Source organism: Actinoplanes sp. GCM10030250 (assembly GCF_042666575.1).
Classification (GTDB): domain Bacteria; phylum Actinomycetota; class Actinomycetes; order Mycobacteriales; family Micromonosporaceae; genus Actinoplanes.
In genome coordinates, this window is the sequence record NZ_JBHTDO010000001.1 from 685,671 (window position 1) to 703,298 (window position 17,628).

Below are 17,628 nucleotides of genomic sequence, written 5' to 3' on the forward strand. Positions count from 1 at the left end.
GCGTCAGCGGTTGCGGATGCTCTCGGCCAGCATCCGGACGAACTCGGGGTCGTCGTCGGGGCCGATGGGTCCGCGCGGCGCCGGCGTGACGTGAACGTCGGCGGCCGAGGTGGCACGACCGGCACGGAACCAGGCGATGGGGCCGGCGATGGGGCAGAGCAGTACGAGGACCACCCAGGCGCCCCGCGGGAACGCTCGGAGCCGCGAACGGTCGGTGAGCAGGCAGTCGATCAACGCCACCACGCTGAGCGCGACGACAATGAGGAAAAGCAGCGTGTTCAATCGGGCCATGGGGAGCAATCCTGTCGGCCCCAAGCCTCCATCCCGGTCCCACCCCGTTGCGCTCCGGTTGCACCCCCCGCCCCTCGCCCTCCGCCGCCCCGCCCTCCGCCGCCCCGCCCTCCGGCCAACTCCACAAGATCGCGGCAGAGCACGGCCAGCACCAAGACGCGGCTCAGCAGCGCGCCGTGCCGGACCGCGATCTTGTGAACCTCCGGCCCACCGCTCCCGGTCAACTCCACAAGATCGCGGCAGAGGGGGAGCGCGGCGCGCCCGCCCTCCCACGCGCGATCTTGTGAACTTCCGGTCCACCGGGCCGGCTCAAGTGCCCAAGATCGCGGAAGTCGTGACCGGCGAGGCGCGGAAGATCAGCAGAAGCGGAGCAAAGGGCACGGGGTCCGGCCGGAACCGGACCCCGTGCCTCGAATCAGCTTGCCGACCCGCTGAAGGCGGGCAGATAACCGTTCGTGTAGCCGCTGGTGTTCGGGTGATACGAGTTCTGGGGCGGGATGATCGTGAGCCCGTTCAGATAGGGCCGCGACGAGCACACCCCATGCCCCGCGAACTCGTCACGCACATCGGAGAACACGAACCCCGCCGCCTCCGCACGCTGCTTGATCATCGCGTCGAGGGCGTCGGCGCCGCTGTTCAGGGACCGCCGCTTGGCGACGCTCATCTCGCAGAGCAGCGACGACGTGTCGAAGATCAGCGGATAGGAGAGGACGACCACCCGGGCGTCAGGGGCCTTCCCCCGGATCGCCTTGTAGGTCGCGTCGAGTTTGCCGGGGAGGGTGTTGGCCACGTACGTCCTGCCCTGCGCCACCTTCGTCGCGCAGGCCGAGTCGCTGGAGGTCAGGCAGGTGAGGACGGTCGGCGCGAAGCCGGCGTCGTTGCCACCGATGGTGATGCTGATCAGGTCGGCGCCGCTCTTGATCGCCGGTACCTGGGTCTTGAGCACGTCGTCGGTCTTGGCGCCGCCGCATGCCAGGAACTGGAAGGACGACGGGCTGTTCCGGCCGGCCCACTGCGCCGCGTAGCTGGAGTTGCTGCGCAGGCAGGTCCCGGACTGGCCGGGCGCACCGACGCCGCTGGAGTACGAGTCGCCGAGGGCGACGTAGTCGATGCTCGCCGCCTGGGCGGGTGCGGCGAGGGCGAGGCTCAGGACGGTCGAGGTGACGAGAGTGGCTAGGACGTTGGCCGTTCTCATCGATGGCCTCCGATATCCGCGTGGGGATCTGGGGCCGAAGCGCTTCGGTTACCGAACAGTAAGTCAAGCTCTCCTGAAATGGAATCCAGTGACAATCCTATTACGACGTAGTAACATGCATCGATGTGACCAGGGCTTATCACGACCGGTCATGTTACGTGTGCAGAGCGCTGTGACCTCTCAACAGCCGTCGAGTCGACCTTCAGCGTGTTTTCAGATCGGCGGATTATCGTCAGCTCATGGACGAGAACCGAGCCCGGCGGGTCGTCGAGAAGTTGCGCACCCGCAACGTGTTCGCCCACCTGAAACTTCCGCGAGCCGGCATCACCCAGTATGGGATCCGCGTCGTCCTGCCCGACGGCCGTGAGGCGATCTGGGACAACGACGGCACCGCCGGTCTCGAGGCGCAGGTCATGCGCAACGGCGTCCTGGTCGGCTTCGTCCCCTCCATCGCCGGCTCCGAGGACTTCGGCGAGGACGAGATCATCGAGGCTATCGCCACCGCCGACTACGACCAGCCCATCGGCCGCTCCGCCCCACCCGCGGTCCGCCGCCCGGTCCCACCACCTCCGCCACCCACCCTGGCCCAACGCCTCCGCAGCTTCCGCGCCACCTGACCAAGCTGCGGGTGCGCAGGTCACGGTCAATTCTTATCTGGTACGAGAGTCGGCTCCCAAAACCCAACTACGTGTCCCGCCCGCACACGCGACCCACTGCCCACTCCAGGCCGCAACGCGCCCGCCGGGCTGAACTGCCCGGTCCAGGCCGACAGCTCTCCCTCGTGCGGAGTGCGGAGTGCGGAGTGCGAAGTGCGGAGTGCGAAGTGCGGAGTGCGGAGTGCGGAGTGCGGAGTGCGCGGATTGCGGAGTGTGCGGAGTGCGAAGTGCGAAGTGCGGAACTCCAGGGGCTCAGGCGGAGTCGCGCCAGACGATGGGCGTGGTCAGGAGCTGACCGCCCGCGACGTGCTCCCCGTCGAGCTGGCGGAGGACTAGCTGGGCGGCGTAGGACCCCAGTTCCTTGGCCGGCTGATGCACCGTCGACAGGGGTGGCTGGCACCGCACCGCCCACGTGCTGTCGTCGAACCCGACCACGCCCACGTCCGACGGCACGCTGCGGCCGGCTTCGCGCAGGGCCTCCAGGGCGCCGGCCGCGATCGCGTCCGACGCGGCGAAGACACCGTCGACGGTGGGATCGCGTTGGAGCAGCTCGCGCATGCCCTTGATGCCGGAGTTGTAGTCGTAGTGGGGTACGTCGATGACTAGCTCTTCGTCGTACGCCTGCCCCAAAGCGTCCCGGAAGCCGGACAGGCGGTCTATGCCGGAGTCACGGTCGAGCGCGGCCGCGATCATGCCGATGCGCCGCCGGCCGCCTTCGCGCAGGCGCTGGGTGATGGCCCGGGCGGAGCCGGCGTTGTCTATGCCGACGAACGGGATGCTCTGGTCGAGGTCGGGTGGGTGGCCGACGAAGGCCGCCGGCAGTGCCAGGTCGGTGATCACTTTGATGATCGGGTCCCGGGTGCGTGCGGACACGACGATGGCGCCGTCCACGAATCCGCCGCTCAGGTAGCGGGCGACGCGTGCGGTGTCGCGGGCCGACTCGACGACGAGGCTGACCATCTGGTGGTCGGCGAGGGAGAGGGCCGCGTTGGCGCCCAGCATGATCGAGCCGATGTTGGGGTCGTCGAGGAACAGTGAGTGCGGTTCGAGCGCGACGAAGGCGACGGCTTGTGACCTGCGCATCTTCAGGGCTCTTGCCGCGTTGTTCGGTACGTAACCGACTTCGGTGATGGCGGCCTCGATCGCCGCGCGGGCCTCGGCGGAGACGTATCCGCCGTTCAGGACGCGGCTGACGGTGCCGCGGGAGACGCCGGCGGCGGCCGCGATGTCGTGCACCGTGGCGCGCTTCTGCGGTTTCGGCCGGGTCATGCGATCACGATAACGCCGCCGCTATTGACCGAGCGCCAGGGCAGTCCTACTGTGTGCACGTTCACACATCCGTAACCGGCGTCACTTCCGGCGGAAATGTGTGCACGTGCACACACCCGTGACCAGGAGTTTTATGAACACGTTCCCCCTTCCGGGAATCAGCCTCGGCTGTGATTACAACCCGGAGCAGTGGTCGCCCGACGTCTGGCGCGAGGACGTCGCGCTGATGCGCCGGGCCGGTGTCGACCTGGTGGCCGTCAACATCTTCGGCTGGTCGAACCTCGAGCCCAGCCCCGGCGGCTATCACTTCGATGACCTGGACGAGGTCATCGAGCTGCTGCACGCCAACGGGATCCGGATCAACCTGGGCACCGGCACGTCCTCGCCGCCGCCGTGGCTGAGCACGCTCTACCCGGAGATCCTCCCGGCCGCGGCCGACGGCACGACCCGGTTCCCGGGCGGCCGGCAGGCCTGGTGCCCCAGCTCCCCGGTCTTCCGGGACCGGGCCCTGGACCTGGTGTCGCGGGTGGCCCACCGCTACGGCAAGCACCCCGGTGTGGCGCTCTGGCACGTCTCCAACGAGCTGGGCTGCCACAACGCGCTCTGCTACTGCGAGACCAGCGCCGAGGCGTTCCGCACCTGGCTGCGCAGCCGGTACCGGAAGATCGAGACGCTGAACGAGGCATGGGGTACGTCGTTCTGGAGTCAGCGGTACGGCGACTGGTCCGAGATCCAGCCGCCCCGGCTCGCCCTGTCCCTGCGTAACCCGGCCCAGATCGTCGACTTCCACAGGTTCAGCTCCGACGAGTTGCTCGGCTACTACCGCGCCGAGGCGGAGGTGCTGCGCCGGCACTCGGAGATCCCGGTGACCACGAACTTCATGGTCACCGCGCACATCCGCAACCTGGACTACTGGTCCTGGGCGCCGGAGATGGACGTGGTGGCGAACGACCACTACCTGGACCACCGGCTCGGTGATCCGGTCGCCGAGCTCGCCTTCGCCGCCGACCTCACCCGCGGCCTGGCCGGCGGCCGGCCCTGGATGCTGATGGAGCAGTCGGCCGGCGCGGTCAACTGGCAGCCGCACAACCTCACCAAGGCGCCCGGCGAGATGCTGCGCAACTCGCTGACCCACGTCGCCCGGGGTGCCGACTCGGTCTGCTTCTTCCAGTGGCGGGCCTCGGCGCAGGGTGCCGAGAAGTTCCACTCGGCGCTGCTGCCGCACGCCGGTACCGATACCGTCGCGTGGCGGGAGGTGCTGCGGCTCTCCGAGACCCTCGACCGGATCGAGGAGGTGGCCGGCACCCAGGTGACCGCCGACGTGGCCCTGCTCTTCAGCTGGGACTCGTGGTGGTCCGCGGAGGGTGAGGCCCGGCCGTCACAGGCGGTGCGCTACCTGGACCAGGTTCACGCCGCGCACCGGGCGCTGCGGCAACTCGGAGTGACCTGCGACGTGGTCTCCCCGGACGCGGACCTGAGCGGTTACCGGCTGGTCGTGGTGCCGTGCCTCTACATGGTGTCCAACCCGGCCGCCGAGCGGATCGCCGACTACGTGAGCAACGGCGGGAACCTGGTCGTCACCTTCTTCAGCGGCATCGTCGACGAGCGGGACCGGATCCGGCTGGGCGGCTACCCGGGCGCGTTCCGGGACGTGCTGGGCGTGCTGGCCGAGGAGTTCGCGCCGCTGCTGCCCGGGCATGAGGTGGCGCTGAGCAACGGCGCGACGGGCACGCTCTGGACCGAGCGGCTGCGTACGACCACGGCGACGACGCTGGCCACCTACGTCGACGGACCGCTACCCGGCGTCCCGGCGATCACCCACAACCGGTACGGCGACGGCAACTCCTGGTATGTCGCCACCGAACTCGACCCGCACGGCCTCCGCGCACTCGTCGACGAAGCCGTGGAAACGGCCGGCGCGACGAAAGCCGGCCCGGCGGGTGACGGGGAGGTCGAGGTGGTCCGCCGCCGCGGTGACGGGCGCAGTTACCTCTTCGTCGTCAATCACGGTGCCGAACCCGTCGAGATCAACACGACCGGGTGCGACCTCGTCACCGGTGAGCCGGTGCGCGGGTTGCTCCGCGTCGAGGGCGGCGGTGTCGGCGTCGTGCGAGAGGAGCCCGCGTGAAGAGGCAACCTGTTCACCACAAGAGAGCCCTGCTCTTTTTCATAGTCCCTTTCGGTCTGCTGTTCGCCGCCTTCTATCTGGTGCCGATCGGCTACGCGATCAAGCAGTCGCTCTACCGGGTGGAGCGCACCGGCACCTTCGGCCCGGCGCGTGAGGTCTTCGGCGGACTGGCCCAGTATCAGCGGGTCTTCTCCGACGGCCCGTTCTGGGAGTCGATCGGCCGGGTGCTGATCTTCGGCATCGTGCAGGTGCCGGTGATGCTCGGCATCGCGCTGCTGCTGGCGCTGCTGCTGGACTCCGGACTGGTCCGGGGCCGGCGGTTCTTCCGGCTGGCGTTCTTCGTCCCGTACGCGGTGCCCGGTGTGGTCGCCGCGATCATGTGGGGCTTCCTCTACTCGCCGAACCTGTCGCCGTTCACCGCGGTGACGAGCAACTGGGACCTGCTCTCCGCCGACCTGGTGCTCTGGGCCATGGCGAACGTCGTGACCTGGGTCTACGTCGGCTACAACATGCTGATCATCTACTCGTCGCTGCTGGCGATCCCGCAGGAGACCTACGAGGCCGCCCGCCTCGACGGCGCCGGTGCGATCCGTACGGCGTGGTCGATCAAGATCCCGCTGGTGATGCCGGCGATCGTGCTGACCACCGTCTTCTCAATCATCGGAACCCTTCAGCTGCTGGCCGAGCCGCAGGTCTTCCGGACGTTCAGCTCGGCCGTCTCCAGCACGTACACGCCGAACCTGACCGTCTACTCCACCTCGTCCATCCCGAACTTCAACCTGGCCGCCGCGTTCTCGGTGGTGCTGGCGCTCGCCACCTGCGCGCTCTCCTTCGGCTTCCTCAAGTTGACCCAGCGGCGGGGGAGTGAGCTGTGAAGAACCGCGTTCTGCCCATGCTGATCATGGGAATGGGCACGCTCTACTTCCTGGTGCCGATCTGGTGGCTGGTGGTCGCCGCGTCCAAGACCCGGAGCCAGTTCTCCAGCACCGGCGGGCTCTGGTTCGCCGACTTCGCCCTGATCGACAACGTGAAGGAGCTGTTCGCGTACCGGGACGGTGTGTTCCTGCGCTGGCTCGGAAACAGCATCCTCTACACCGGCGGTGCCGCGCTGCTCGGCACTGTGCTGGCCGCCATGTGCGGGTACGCGCTGGCCAAGTACCGCTTCCCCGGCCGGGAGGCGATCTTCAACGTGGTGCTCAGCGGCGTCCTGGTGCCGGCCACCGCGCTCGCTCTCCCGCTCTTCCTGATCTTCAGCGAGCTGAACGCCACCAACACGTTCTGGTCGGTGTTCCTGCCGAGCCTGGTCAACCCGTTCGGCGTCTACCTGGCCCGGATCTACGCCACCGCCGGCGTGCCTGACGAGCTGCTCGAAGCGGCCCGGCTGGACGGCTCCGGCGAGGTCCGGACGTTCTTCACGGTCTCCAGCAGGCTGATGTTCCCGGCCCTGGTGACGATCTTCCTGTTCCACTTCGTCGCGGTCTGGAACAACTTCCTGCTCCCGCTGATCATGCTCGGCAACGAGCGGCTGTTCCCCGTCACCCTCGGCCTCTACTCCTGGAACACCCAGGTCAACCAGCTTCCTGAGCTGCGGATGCTGGTGCTCACCGGCGCGCTCGTCTCGATCGTGCCCCTGGTGATCGCCTTCCTGCTCCTGCAGCGCTTCTGGCGCAACGGCCTCGGCGCCGGCGCCGTCAAGTAACCCCCGAAATTTCACAGAAGTGAGGATGGAAATGCGTTTTCCGATGCGCTCGCTCAGCATTGTGCTGACTTCCGCGCTTGCTCTGACCGCCTGCTCCTCCGGCGGCGACGACGAGGCCACCACGCCGGCCGGCGCCGCAAGCTGCGCGCCCTCCTCGGGCCCGGTCACGCTGAACTACACCACCTGGATCCCCGGTATCGAGACCGTGGTGAAGGCATGGAACGACAAGAACCCGAACATCCAGGTCAAGGTGCAGACCGGCCCGAACGGCAACGGCGGCACCTACCAGAACTTCTTCAACCAGCTGAAGGCCGGCAACGCGCCCGACCTGGGCCACATCGAGTACGACGCGCTGCCCAGCTTCCGCGTCCAGGACGGCCTGGAGAACCTGGCCGCCTGCTCCGAGGTCACCGCCGCGAAGGACCAGTTCGTCGACTGGACCTGGGGCCAGGTCACCTTCGGTGAGGAGAACTCGGTCTTCGGCGTGCCGCAGGACGCGGGCCCGATGGCCCTGTTCTACCGCAAGGACCTGTTCGAGAAGAACAACATCCCGGTGCCCACCACCTGGGAGGAGTACGCCGCGGCGGCGGAGAAGGTGAAGACCGCCGGCGGTTTCATCACCAACTTCTCGCAGAGCGACATCAACCAGTTCGCGGGTCTCGCCTGGCAGGCGGGCGGCCGCTGGTTCGCCAACGACGGCAGCAAGTGGACCGTGAGCATGACCGACGAGAACACCAAGAAGGTCGCCGACTACTGGCAGGGCCTGCTCGACAAGAAGCTGGTCTCGGCCGTGCCGCCGTGGACCACCGAGTGGGACAACGCCTACAACACCAGCAAGGCGTGGACCTGGGTCTCCGCGGTTTGGGGGGCCAACTCGATCATGTCGGGCGCGCCGGACACCTCGGGCAAGTGGGCGGTCGCCCCGATGCCGCAGTGGACCTCGGGCGGCACCGTCGCCGGTAACTGGGGCGGCTCGGCCACCGCGGTCTTCAAGGGCTCGAAGCACCCGTACGAGGCGGCCAAGTTCGCACTGTGGCTGAACACCTCCGAGGAGGCGCTCACCCTGCTGAACAAAGAGGCGCAGCTCTACCCGGCGACCAAGGCCGGCGCGTCGCTCCCCGCCCTTTCCGAGGGAGTGGAGTTCTACGGCGGCCAGAAGATCTACGATGTTTTCGCGCAGGCCTCCACCCAGGTCGCCGCCGACTTCGTCTGGGGACCGACGATGACCTCCACCTACGCCACCGCCTCCGACGGCTTCAAGAAGGCCGTCTCCGGCAGCGGCACCATCACTGACGCGCTCGCCGGGGCGCAGACCTCGACCATCGAGAACCTGAAATCGCAATCAATTCCGGTCGCCGAGTGACGGTGCTCCATCTGCGCGCCGCGGGCACCAGCCTTGTGCTGGACGCCCGCGGCGCTGCCGTTCCCACGATCGTCCACTGGGGCCCCGACCTGGGCGATGTCGACCCGACGACGCTGGCCGACGCGGTGGTGCCGGCCGTGCCGCCGAGCTCGATCGACGTACCCCTGCGTTTGTCGCTCTTGCCGTCGGCCGCAGAGGGATGGACCGGCAGGCCGGCGCTGCACGGTCACCCAGCCGGGCCGTTTCGCCTGGTCAGTGCCCACTCTCAGGACAACACCGCTTCGGTACGCTGCGCGAGCACCGACGATTCCCTGACAGTGACAACCGAACTCGAGCTGTCCACGCAGGGTGTTCTCCGGGTACGGCACCGCCTGGACAATCACGGTCCCACCGACTTCACACCCGCCGGCCTGGATGTGGTCCTGCCGATCCCCGCCGAGGCCGCCGAGCTGCTCGATTTCACCGGCCTCTGGGCGCACGAACGCACCCCGCAACGAGCACCGATGCGGCACGGCGTCTGGAGCCGGGAGAGCCGCCACGGCCGTCCCGGTCACGACGACGCCTTCCTGATGATCGCCGGTCGGCCCGGCTTCGGCTTCCGGCACGGCCGGGTCTGGGCCACCCACCTGGCCTGGAGCGGCGACAAGCAGATCTGGGCCGAGCGAACCGCCCTGGGCCCCGGCGTCCTGGGCGCCGGCGAGCTGCTCACCCCCGGCGAGATCATTCTGTCGCCGGGCGACTCCTACGAGACACCCTGGCTGGTAGCCGTCTTCTCAGACGTAGGACTCGATGGCCTCTCCGACCGCCTCCATCCATGGATCCGTTCCCGCCAGACCCTCCGCCTGCCCCGCCCGGTCGTACTCAACACCTGGGAGGCCGTCTACTTCGACCAGAACCTCCCGGCCCTGAGCGATTTGGTGGATGCCGCAGCCGAGGTAGGCGTGGAACGCTTCGTCCTCGACGACGGCTGGTTCTCCGGCCGCCGCGACGACAAACGAGCCCTCGGCGACTGGACCGTGGACCCCACCGTCTGGCCGGACGGCCTTCACCCCCTGATCAAACGCGTACACGCCCGCGACATGGACTTCGGCCTCTGGGTAGAACCCGAAATGGTCAGCCCCGACTCCGCCCTGGCACGCAACCACCCCGATTGGATCCTCGACAGCCCTCTAACTTGGCGCTGGCAGCGAGTCCTGGACCTCGGCAACCCAGACGCCTACGCCCACATCAGGGAACAACTGGCAGCCCTGCTGACCGAATACCCGATCGCTTATCTCAAGTGGGACCACAACCGCGACCTCCTACTCCCCGGTTCCTCCCACCGCCAGACCACCGCCCTGTACCGCCTGCTCACGGACCTACGCGCGGCATTTCCCAACGTCGAGATCGAAAGCTGCGCCTCCGGCGGCGCCCGCATCGACCTGGGCATTCTGGCCCTGGTAGACCGCTTCTGGACCTCGGACACCAACGACCCCCTGGACCGCCAGCAAATCCAGCGCTGGACCAGCCTCCTGATCCCGCCCGAATACCTGGGTGGCCACCTGGGCGCCGCAACCACACACGTAACCGGCCGCACCTCGGCCCTTGGCTTCCGCCTGGCCACCGCCCTCTTCGGCAGCGCCGGAATCGAATGGAACCTGACCAGCACATCGCCACCCGAGCGCGCCGCAATAGCCGCCTGGACAGCCGAATACAAGCGGCTGCGCCCCCTGCTGCACACCGGCACGGTGGTCCACGCCGACGCAGCAGATCCAGCCCTGCACCTGCACGGCGTCGTGGCGCAGGACCGTACGGAAGCGCTGTATGCCCTGGTAGCAACCGGCTCTCCAGCGGCGGCACTACCCCCACCGATCCGCTTCCCCGGCCTCGACCCGGACCGCTCCTACACAGTCCGCCCCATCGGAACCCCACCCCGCGTCCTCCAGGACACCCCACCCCCGTGGCTGGCAAACGGTTCAGTAACGCTCCCCGGCCGAACCTTGGCAGAGGCAGGCCTACCCGCCCCACTCTTAACCCCAGAACAGGCCTTACTCCTGGCCGTGACATAACGGAAAGCCCGACTCCGGCACCCTTTCCAGAAGCCACCCGAAGCAAAGAAAAAGAACCCTTAAAATAAGAACCAGGCTTTTCCTGGACCACAACATGGTGACCACAACGCACCCGCGCAAATCCGAAAACATCGAGTGTCACCCCAACCACAATCCCGCAACGACCACCCAAATTCATGAAACCCTTACCGTGACCTTGCGACGGCAGAGTGACCGGCCGACGCACGACGGACGCCTGCCGTGCGGGGACCGTCGACGGCGTAACTGAACGCCGCGTCGCAGCAGGCGGAGTGGGTGTTACAGCGCTCACGGCAGGCATCACAGGACCTGGGGTGGGCGCCGCTGGCTGCACCGCAACGGGTGCGGTGGCAGCTCCGGATCCCCCCTCACGAAGACGCCGCAACTTCTCAGCATGACGCCGCCGCAACCCCCACTCGCGATGCCGCTCATGCTCACGCCGAAATTCTTCACGCGCGGCAGAATAGTTCCGAGACAGGGTCCGATCGCGCATCTCCGCTATTTGCCCCCGGCTGAAGAATGACCCCTGTCTCATACAAACAATTGTCGCCCACTCCGCCCCCGAAGTGTCAGCGGTGGATCATGCCAAAACCAATTCGCTTCCTCCGTAGTCGAGGGTGGGGCACGCGGCAGCCCGAGATCGCAAGGTTGCACCTTCCGTAGCGGCATGTGATCCAGTGGTCCCACGTCCCGATCAGGAGAGGTCCCTGCTCATGCATTTGTCTTTCTGGCCACCCCGCCAGGTCAAGATCGGTGACGCGGCGGCCTTCGCCGGCAGCACGCCACGGGCGATTCGCCACTACCACGAGATCGGCCTGCTCCCCGAGCCTGAGCGAGGCGGTGACAACCGCCGCCGCTACGGGTACGAGGACATGATCCGCCTGCTGTGGATTCGCAAGATGGCCGACGCCGGGATCGCCCTGGACGACATCCGTGACGCCTTCACCACCGGCATGGCTTCCGCCGGCGCGGACAGCGGAGCCGGTGCGGACAGCGGAGCCGGTGCGGACAGCGGAGACGGTATCGCGGGCATCCTGGAGCGGCTGGCGGAAACCCTCGCCGAACAGGAGGCGGAATTGCGGCGGCAACGGGCCGCCGTGCAGCGGATGCGCACCGAAGGCAGCCGGATGGGCCTGCTCTCCGACTTCGTCACCGCACGCCTCAAAGGCCTGCCCGAAGGCTCCCTGCGCCAGGCGGACCTGGACAGTCTGCTGGTCACCGAGCGGATCTTCGGCCCTCTCGGCGCGGCCGTCCAAGCCACCCGCTTCGTCGCCCTGGCCACGCATCCCACCCTGCGGGCGGCTTCCGACCGCATCGACGACGCCGAGGAGGCACTCGATGACAGCGTCGCCGTCGATGATCCACGGGTGGCTCAAGTGGCCGCCGAGCGGCACGCCTTCGAAAACGCCCTGCAGGCCGCCATCGAGGAGTCCGGCCTGGACAAGGACGACGATGCCCTCTTCGACGCCTGGGACACTTTGCACCCTGCCCCCGCCGAGGACGAGGCCGACCTCAGCTCCGGCAGGCGGGAGGCCGGCTCCATGAGCGCGTTCGAAGCCATCGCCAAGATGCCCTACGACTTCTCCCCGGCCCGCCTGCGCTGTATGGAACTGGCCGCAAAGCTGGATTCACCCACCACCTGAAACGGTCTAGGACGTGATTCACAAGGGATGGCCGGGCTGCGGCTCCGACCCCCCTTGTGAACCACGCCCTAGGCGCCGCCGAAGCGCTCGGTGCGGATCTTCTTGGGGTCGTGACCAAGGGCGACAAGCATGTTCGCGGCGGTCTCGACGAACCCGTCCGGCCCGCAGACGAAGCAGTCCGGCTCGAGGTCGGGCGGCCACCCGTACGTGTTGACGGTCGCCACGTCGATCCGCTTCGGCGGCGCAGGCCAGCCTTCCGGAGCCTTCCGGGTGTAGACGAACCGCACATCCAGGCCGGCGTCCTCGCGTACCCGGCGGTGCAGCTCGTCGGCGTAACAGGCGTCCTCCGGCGTGCGCACCGAATAGATCAGCCGGAACGGCTGACGCCCGCGCGCCAGCCCCCGGGCACGGATCATCGCCATCAGCGGCACCACCCCCGAGCCGCCGGCCACCAGAAGGACCGGCGCCGTCTGGGTGTCGCGCCAGATGAACCAGCCGCCGACCGGACCGCGAACCTCGATCTGATCGCCTTCGCTCACCACGTCGGTGAGATAGGGCGAGACCTCACCGTCGTCCAGCCGCTGCACGGTCAGCTCGACCGGGCCCGAACCGTTCCACGCCGAGGCGATCGAGTAGCTGCGCTGGGCGGAGTACCCGTCCTCGGCGGTCAGCTTGATGTCGATGTGCTGCCCCGGCAGGTGTCCCGGCCAGTCGGGGATGTCAAGTGCCAGCGTGCGCGCCGATCCGGTCTCCCAGCGGGCGTCCGAGACCGTCGCGACACGCCAGTTCAGTCGCCGTGGTACCGCTGCTCTGACCATGGGTCTCCGTACATGTGGTAGCCGGCGGCCTCCCAGAAGCCCGGGTCGTCCTCGGGCATCATCCGCAGCCCGTTGACCCACTTCGCGGACTTCCAGAAGTACAGGTGGGGGATCAGGAGCCGGGCCGGTCCGCCGTGTTCGGGGTGGAGCGGTTCGCCGTCGTACTCGTACGCGATCCATGCCTTGCCGTCGAGCAGGTCCTCGACCGGCACGTTCGTGGTGTAGCCGCCGAAGCTGTGCGCCATCGCGTAGTCGGCGGCCGACTCGACGTCCTCCAGCAGGGTGTCCAGCGAGACGCCCTTCCAGGTGGTGCCGAGCTTGGACCACTTGGTGACGCAGTGGATGTCGACGGTGATCTCCTCGGACGGCAGCGCGGTGAACTCCGCCCAGTTCCAGGAGTGCTTCTCGCCGGTCTCGGTGGCGATCGTGAACTGCCACCGGTCGAGCGGGATGCGCGGCGTCGGCCCGGCGGAGAGCACCGGGAAGTCGTGCGTCAGGTACTGGCCGGGCGGCAGGTCGGGCGGCGAGTCACGCCGCCGCCCGCCGAAGCCTCGGGAGATGATGCCCATGAGGTACGAGTAAACCTCACCACCGTCACGTTCAGGCTCTGACCGTGCCGCTGGTCACGCCGGTGATCGTTGCCGAGCTCGACAGCACCACCCGGTACGAACCACCGCTGACCAGCCCGGTCACCTTCTGGCTGGCCGCGGCCTTGGACGTTTTGACGGTCTTCCAAGTCCTGTTCTGGTAGCGCTGCACGGTGAGCTTCTGCCCGGCGGCGCCGCTGACCTTCACCGTGATCGTGCCCTTGCCGGTGCGGGACACCTTCACCACGGCCTTCACCGCGTACGCGACGGTGGCGGAGGCCTCGGTGTCCGGCACGTCCAACCGGACCCGGAAGGCGCCGGTGGCGGTGCGGGGCACGTCGGCCGTACCGTCGGCGCCGGTCACGGTGTCCTTGCAACTCCACGCTCCGCCGCCCGCCGAGAGGCAGGCCCGCACGGTCTCGTCGGCCATCGGCTCGCCGTCGACCAGCACGGTGAAGCCGGTGACGGTCCGGGTCCCGTAAGCGACCGGAGCCGGAGGCTCGTCGACGAGGATTTCCGGCTCGGCGGAAAGGCCGTCGGTGAGTGCCGCCGCCGCGTCGATCCGCCCGTGACCGTAGTCGGGGTCGAAGCCCTCGTCGCCAAGGTCGACAGCAGTGCTCTCCAGGATGCTTTCGATCTGGCCGGGGGAAAGACCCGGGTTCTTGCCGAGCAGCAGCGCCGCCACCGCGGCGACGTGCGGCGCCGCCATCGAGGTGCCGCTCATCGTCTCGTAACCGTCGCCCGGGTAGGTGCTGAGGATGTCACTGCCCGGCGCGGCGACGTCCACATAATCGCCGGCGTTGGAGTATTCGGCGTACTCGTCCCGGTCGTCGGTGGCGGCGACCGCGAGAACGCCCTCGTCGGCGGCCGGCCAGCTGGTCGGGCTGCCCTCCTCGCGCTCGTTGCCCGCCGCCGCGACGACGGTGACCCCCTGCTCGCGGGCGTAGCCGACGGCCTCGGTCACCGCCTCGGACTGCTCGGTGGCGCCCAGCGACAGGTTGATCACCTGGGCGCCGTTGTCGGCCGCCCAGACGATGCCCTCGGCGGTGTCCGACATCCAGCCGCTGCCATCGGCGTCCAGGGCCTTCACCGGCAGGATCGTCACGTCCGGCGCGATGCCGGCGACGCCCTCGTCGTTGCCGGTCACCGCGGCGATCGTGCCCGCGACGTGGGTGCCGTGCCCGTTGTCGTCGGCGGCACCGCCCTCGACGTCGTCGATCGTGTTGTACCCGGGGAGGACGTGGCCCGCCAGGTCGGGGTGGTCACCGTCCACCCCGCTGTCGATCACGGCGACGGTCACCCCCTCGCCGGTGGACTGCTCCCACGCCTCGCTCACCCGGATCGCGTCGAGATCCCACTGCTCGTCCCGGTACGGGTCGGAGGGTTCCTCCAGCGCCCGTACCGGGACGTCGATCTCCACACCGACCGTGTTCCCGGCAGCCGTGGCGATGCCGACCAGGTCCGCGGCCCGGGCCCGGCTGGTGGCCACCCGGACGCTGATCACCGGGCGGCCGGTGGCGTCGAGGGTGGTGGTGACCACCCGGACCGGCTGGGCCGCCGAGACGGTCGCCGGGAGCTCCAGCCCGTACGAGACGGGTGTGAACGCCTGACTGCCCGTGGGCAGCGCGAACGCGCCCAAAGCAGCCGCGATGGTGCCGGTGAGGAAACGCCGCACTGATCCTCCGCTCGTTGAAACCGCCTACCTCGGTAAAGGTGTGGCCGGCGGAGTGCGGAGCGGGGACAAGCGGGGTGCGTTTCAGGTGCTGGTCAGCATCACCAGTTGCCGGGTCGCCCGGGTCATCGCCACATAACGATCGACAGCGCCGTCGAAGGTGTCCGGGTCGATCAGCACCACGAGGTCGAACTCCAGTCCCTTCGACAGCTCCGGGGTCAGTGACCGGACCCGGGGCCGTGCCGTGATCCCGGGCTGGGTGGCGATGACGCAGGCGACGCCCTCGTCGTGCTCGGCCAGCCAGGAGTCGAGGATCGAGTCGAGTTCCGAGGCGGGACGGTGCAGGACCGGGAGGCCGCTGCTGCGGATCGAGGTGGGCACGTTGGCGTCCGGGAGCACGGCCCGGATGACCGGCTCGGCCTCCGCCATGACCTCCTCCGGCGTGCGGTAGTTGATGCTCAGCGAGGCCATGGTGACCCGTTCCAGGCCGATCCGCCCGAGCCGTTGCTCCCACGACTCGGTGAACCCGTGCCGGGCCTGGGCGCGGTCGCCGACGATGGTGAAACTGCGGGACGGGCAGCGCTGGAGCAGCATCTGCCACTCCGCGTCGGTGAGCTCCTGCGCCTCGTCGACGACGATGTGCGCGAACGGCCCGGCGAGCAGGTCGGGGTCGGCGGCGGGTGCCTCGGCCTCGTCGACGAGGACCTCCCGCAGGTCCTCCTGGCGCAGCATCGTCATCAGGCCCTCGCCGTCGTCGTACGCCTGCGACGCGATCAGGTCGTCGACGACGGTGTCCATGCGTTCGCGCTGGACGGCGAGCGCGGCGTCCTGGCGGCGCTTGCGGCGGGACGACTCCGGGTCGCCGAGCCGCCTGCGTGCCGCGTCCAGCAGCGGCAGGTCGGCGACGGTCCAGGCCCGCGGGTCGGCGCGCTGGAGTTTGCGTACGTCGTCGGCGCTGAGCCAGGGGGCGCATTTGCGCAGGTAGGCGGGTACCGACCACAGGTCCGCGATGATGTCGGCGGCTTCGAGCAGGGGCCAGGCGCGGTTGAACGCGGTGACCAGTTCCCGGTTTCGGAGCAGGGACCGGCGCAGGAGGGAGTCACCGTCGGACTTCTCCAGCAGGATCGTGAGCAGCTCGTCCCAGACCTCGTCGCGGGCTTCGTTGTGCGGGGTGCCGGGCCCGGCTGCCTGGAATGCCTCGGACCAGTCGGCGGCGGTCAGGCGTACCTCTGTCTCCTGGGTGTTGATCGTCATCGCCCTATCTGGTGGTTCCTCGTAGAACGCGACGGCCGCCTCGATGGCCTTCACCAGGTCAGCCGACGACTTGAGGCGGGCGACATCTGGATCCTTCTCGGGCCCCGCGGCCGCTCCCTCGGAGACCAGGTCACGCACGGTGCAGGTTTGCACGTCGTCCTCGCCGAGGCTGGGCAGGACGTCACCGACGTACGCCAGATAGGGCTCGTGCGGCCCGACGAAGAGCACACCACCGCTGCGCTGACCGAGTCGCGGGTCGGAGTAGAGCAGGTACGCGGTGCGGTGCAGGGCGACAACGGTCTTGCCCGTGCCGGGGCCGCCGTCGACCACCAGAGCGCCCCGCGAGCCGGCCCGGATGATGGCGTCCTGATCGGCCTGGATGGTGCCGAGTACGTCCCGCATCCGCGGTGACCGGGTGCTGCCCAGGCTGGCGATGAAGGCGGACTGGTCGTCGAGGGCCGCGTGCCCCTCGAGCCCCTCCGGCGTGAACACCTCGTCCCAGTAGTCGGTGATCGCGCCGCGGGTCCAGCGGTACCGGCGGCGGTTCACCAGCCCGGCCGGGTTGGCGTGTGTCGCGGCGAAGAACGGCTCGGCGGCGGGGGAGCGCCAGTCGACCAGCAGGCGCCGGCCGGTGTCGTCGGTGAGCCCCAGCCGTCCGATGTACACCGGCTCGGTCCCGTCCGCGGCGACGATGCGGCCCAGGCACAGGTCCAGGCTGAAGCGGCGCAGCGTGCGCAGTCGGGCGGTCAGCCGGCGGACCGCGTCGTCCCGGTCCACCGCCTGCCGTCCCTTGCCGGCGGGTGCCCGGCGCTCGGTCTCCAGGCGGTCGGTCAGTTCGGCGATCGAGCGCCGCAGGCTCTCGGCGATCGCGGCGAAATGCTTCTCGTCGCCGGCGATGAGTGCCGGGTCGTCCTTGGCGGCGAGGTTGGCGGGCAGGGCGAACACACCGTGCATTGCTGGACCCCCATTTAGGCTTCGACCTGCGAG

At 68.7% G+C, this 17,628-nt stretch carries 14 protein-coding genes; 7 read left to right on the plus strand and 7 right to left on the minus strand.

Annotated elements, in window-relative coordinates:
* Positions 1 to 3: 3 nt before the first annotated feature.
* Both ACFQV6_RS03015 and ACFQV6_RS03020 read right to left on the minus strand, forming a co-directional pair.
* The gene (locus ACFQV6_RS03015) at positions 4 to 291 is read right to left on the minus strand and encodes a PLD nuclease N-terminal domain-containing protein (protein ID WP_378025713.1); all 288 of its coding nucleotides are present in this window, start codon (positions 289 to 291) and stop codon (positions 4 to 6) included.
* A 415-nt stretch (positions 292 to 706) separates the two neighbouring features.
* Positions 707 to 1,486: an SGNH/GDSL hydrolase family protein gene (locus ACFQV6_RS03020; protein WP_378025714.1), complete on the minus strand. Its 780-nt coding sequence runs from the start codon at positions 1,484 to 1,486 to the stop codon at positions 707 to 709.
* 239 nt (positions 1,487 to 1,725) lie between these two features.
* On the opposite strand from ACFQV6_RS03020, the gene ACFQV6_RS03025 reads away from it, so the two are divergent.
* The gene (locus tag ACFQV6_RS03025) at positions 1,726 to 2,103 is read left to right on the plus strand and encodes a hypothetical protein (RefSeq protein ID WP_378025715.1); all 378 of its coding nucleotides are present in this window, start codon (positions 1,726 to 1,728) and stop codon (positions 2,101 to 2,103) included.
* Positions 2,104 to 2,394: 291 nt separating this feature from the next.
* Here ACFQV6_RS03025 and ACFQV6_RS03030 read toward each other — a convergent pair whose 3' ends face one another.
* Positions 2,395 to 3,411 carry a LacI family DNA-binding transcriptional regulator gene (locus ACFQV6_RS03030; RefSeq protein WP_378025716.1) on the minus strand — a complete coding sequence of 339 codons (1,017 nt, stop codon included), beginning with the start codon at positions 3,409 to 3,411 and terminating at the stop codon, positions 2,395 to 2,397.
* Positions 3,412 to 3,544: 133 nt separating this feature from the next.
* Between ACFQV6_RS03030 and ACFQV6_RS03035 the strand changes: the two genes are divergently transcribed.
* The 6 genes from ACFQV6_RS03035 to ACFQV6_RS03060 all read left to right on the plus strand — a co-directional run bounded on the left by ACFQV6_RS03035 (position 3,545) and on the right by ACFQV6_RS03060 (position 12,310).
* Positions 3,545 to 5,539 carry a beta-galactosidase gene (locus ACFQV6_RS03035; protein WP_378025717.1) on the plus strand — a complete coding sequence of 665 codons (1,995 nt, stop codon included), beginning with the start codon at positions 3,545 to 3,547 and terminating at the stop codon, positions 5,537 to 5,539.
* Positions 5,536 to 6,414, plus strand: coding sequence for a carbohydrate ABC transporter permease (locus ACFQV6_RS03040; protein ID WP_378025718.1), 879 nt, complete (start codon positions 5,536 to 5,538; stop codon positions 6,412 to 6,414). Before ACFQV6_RS03035 ends, ACFQV6_RS03040 begins: the two co-directional genes overlap by 4 nt.
* Positions 6,411 to 7,238 carry a carbohydrate ABC transporter permease gene (locus ACFQV6_RS03045; protein ID WP_378025719.1) on the plus strand — a complete coding sequence of 276 codons (828 nt, stop codon included), beginning with the start codon at positions 6,411 to 6,413 and terminating at the stop codon, positions 7,236 to 7,238. Before ACFQV6_RS03040 ends, ACFQV6_RS03045 begins: the two co-directional genes overlap by 4 nt.
* 31 nt (positions 7,239 to 7,269) lie before the next feature.
* A complete protein-coding gene (locus ACFQV6_RS03050) occupies positions 7,270 to 8,601 on the plus strand; it encodes an ABC transporter substrate-binding protein (protein ID WP_378025720.1) in 1,332 nt (443 codons plus the stop codon).
* Positions 8,598 to 10,649 carry an alpha-galactosidase gene (locus ACFQV6_RS03055; RefSeq protein WP_378025721.1) on the plus strand — a complete coding sequence of 684 codons (2,052 nt, stop codon included), beginning with the start codon at positions 8,598 to 8,600 and terminating at the stop codon, positions 10,647 to 10,649. Before ACFQV6_RS03050 ends, ACFQV6_RS03055 begins: the two co-directional genes overlap by 4 nt.
* Positions 10,650 to 11,380: 731 nt before the next feature.
* Entirely contained in the window at positions 11,381 to 12,310 is a 930-nt protein-coding gene (locus tag ACFQV6_RS03060) for a MerR family transcriptional regulator (protein WP_378025722.1), read from the plus strand.
* A 68-nt stretch (positions 12,311 to 12,378) separates the two neighbouring features.
* Here ACFQV6_RS03060 and ACFQV6_RS03065 read toward each other — a convergent pair whose 3' ends face one another.
* The 4 genes from ACFQV6_RS03065 to helR form a co-directional block, all read right to left on the minus strand.
* A complete protein-coding gene (locus tag ACFQV6_RS03065; RefSeq protein ID WP_378025723.1) occupies positions 12,379 to 13,128 on the minus strand; it encodes a ferredoxin reductase in 750 nt (249 codons plus the stop codon).
* Positions 13,098 to 13,697 (minus strand): sulfite oxidase-like oxidoreductase, encoded by a 600-nt coding sequence (locus tag ACFQV6_RS03070; RefSeq protein WP_378025724.1) that lies wholly within the window; start codon positions 13,695 to 13,697, stop codon positions 13,098 to 13,100. Before ACFQV6_RS03070 ends, ACFQV6_RS03065 begins: the two co-directional genes overlap by 31 nt.
* A 31-nt stretch (positions 13,698 to 13,728) precedes the next feature.
* Positions 13,729 to 15,390 (minus strand): S8 family peptidase, encoded by a 1,662-nt coding sequence (locus tag ACFQV6_RS03075; RefSeq protein WP_378025725.1) that lies wholly within the window; start codon positions 15,388 to 15,390, stop codon positions 13,729 to 13,731.
* A gap of 81 nt (positions 15,391 to 15,471) precedes the next feature.
* Positions 15,472 to 17,595 (minus strand): RNA polymerase recycling motor ATPase HelR, encoded by a 2,124-nt coding sequence (helR, locus tag ACFQV6_RS03080; protein ID WP_378025726.1) that lies wholly within the window; start codon positions 17,593 to 17,595, stop codon positions 15,472 to 15,474.
* Positions 17,596 to 17,628: the final 33 nt, after the last annotated feature.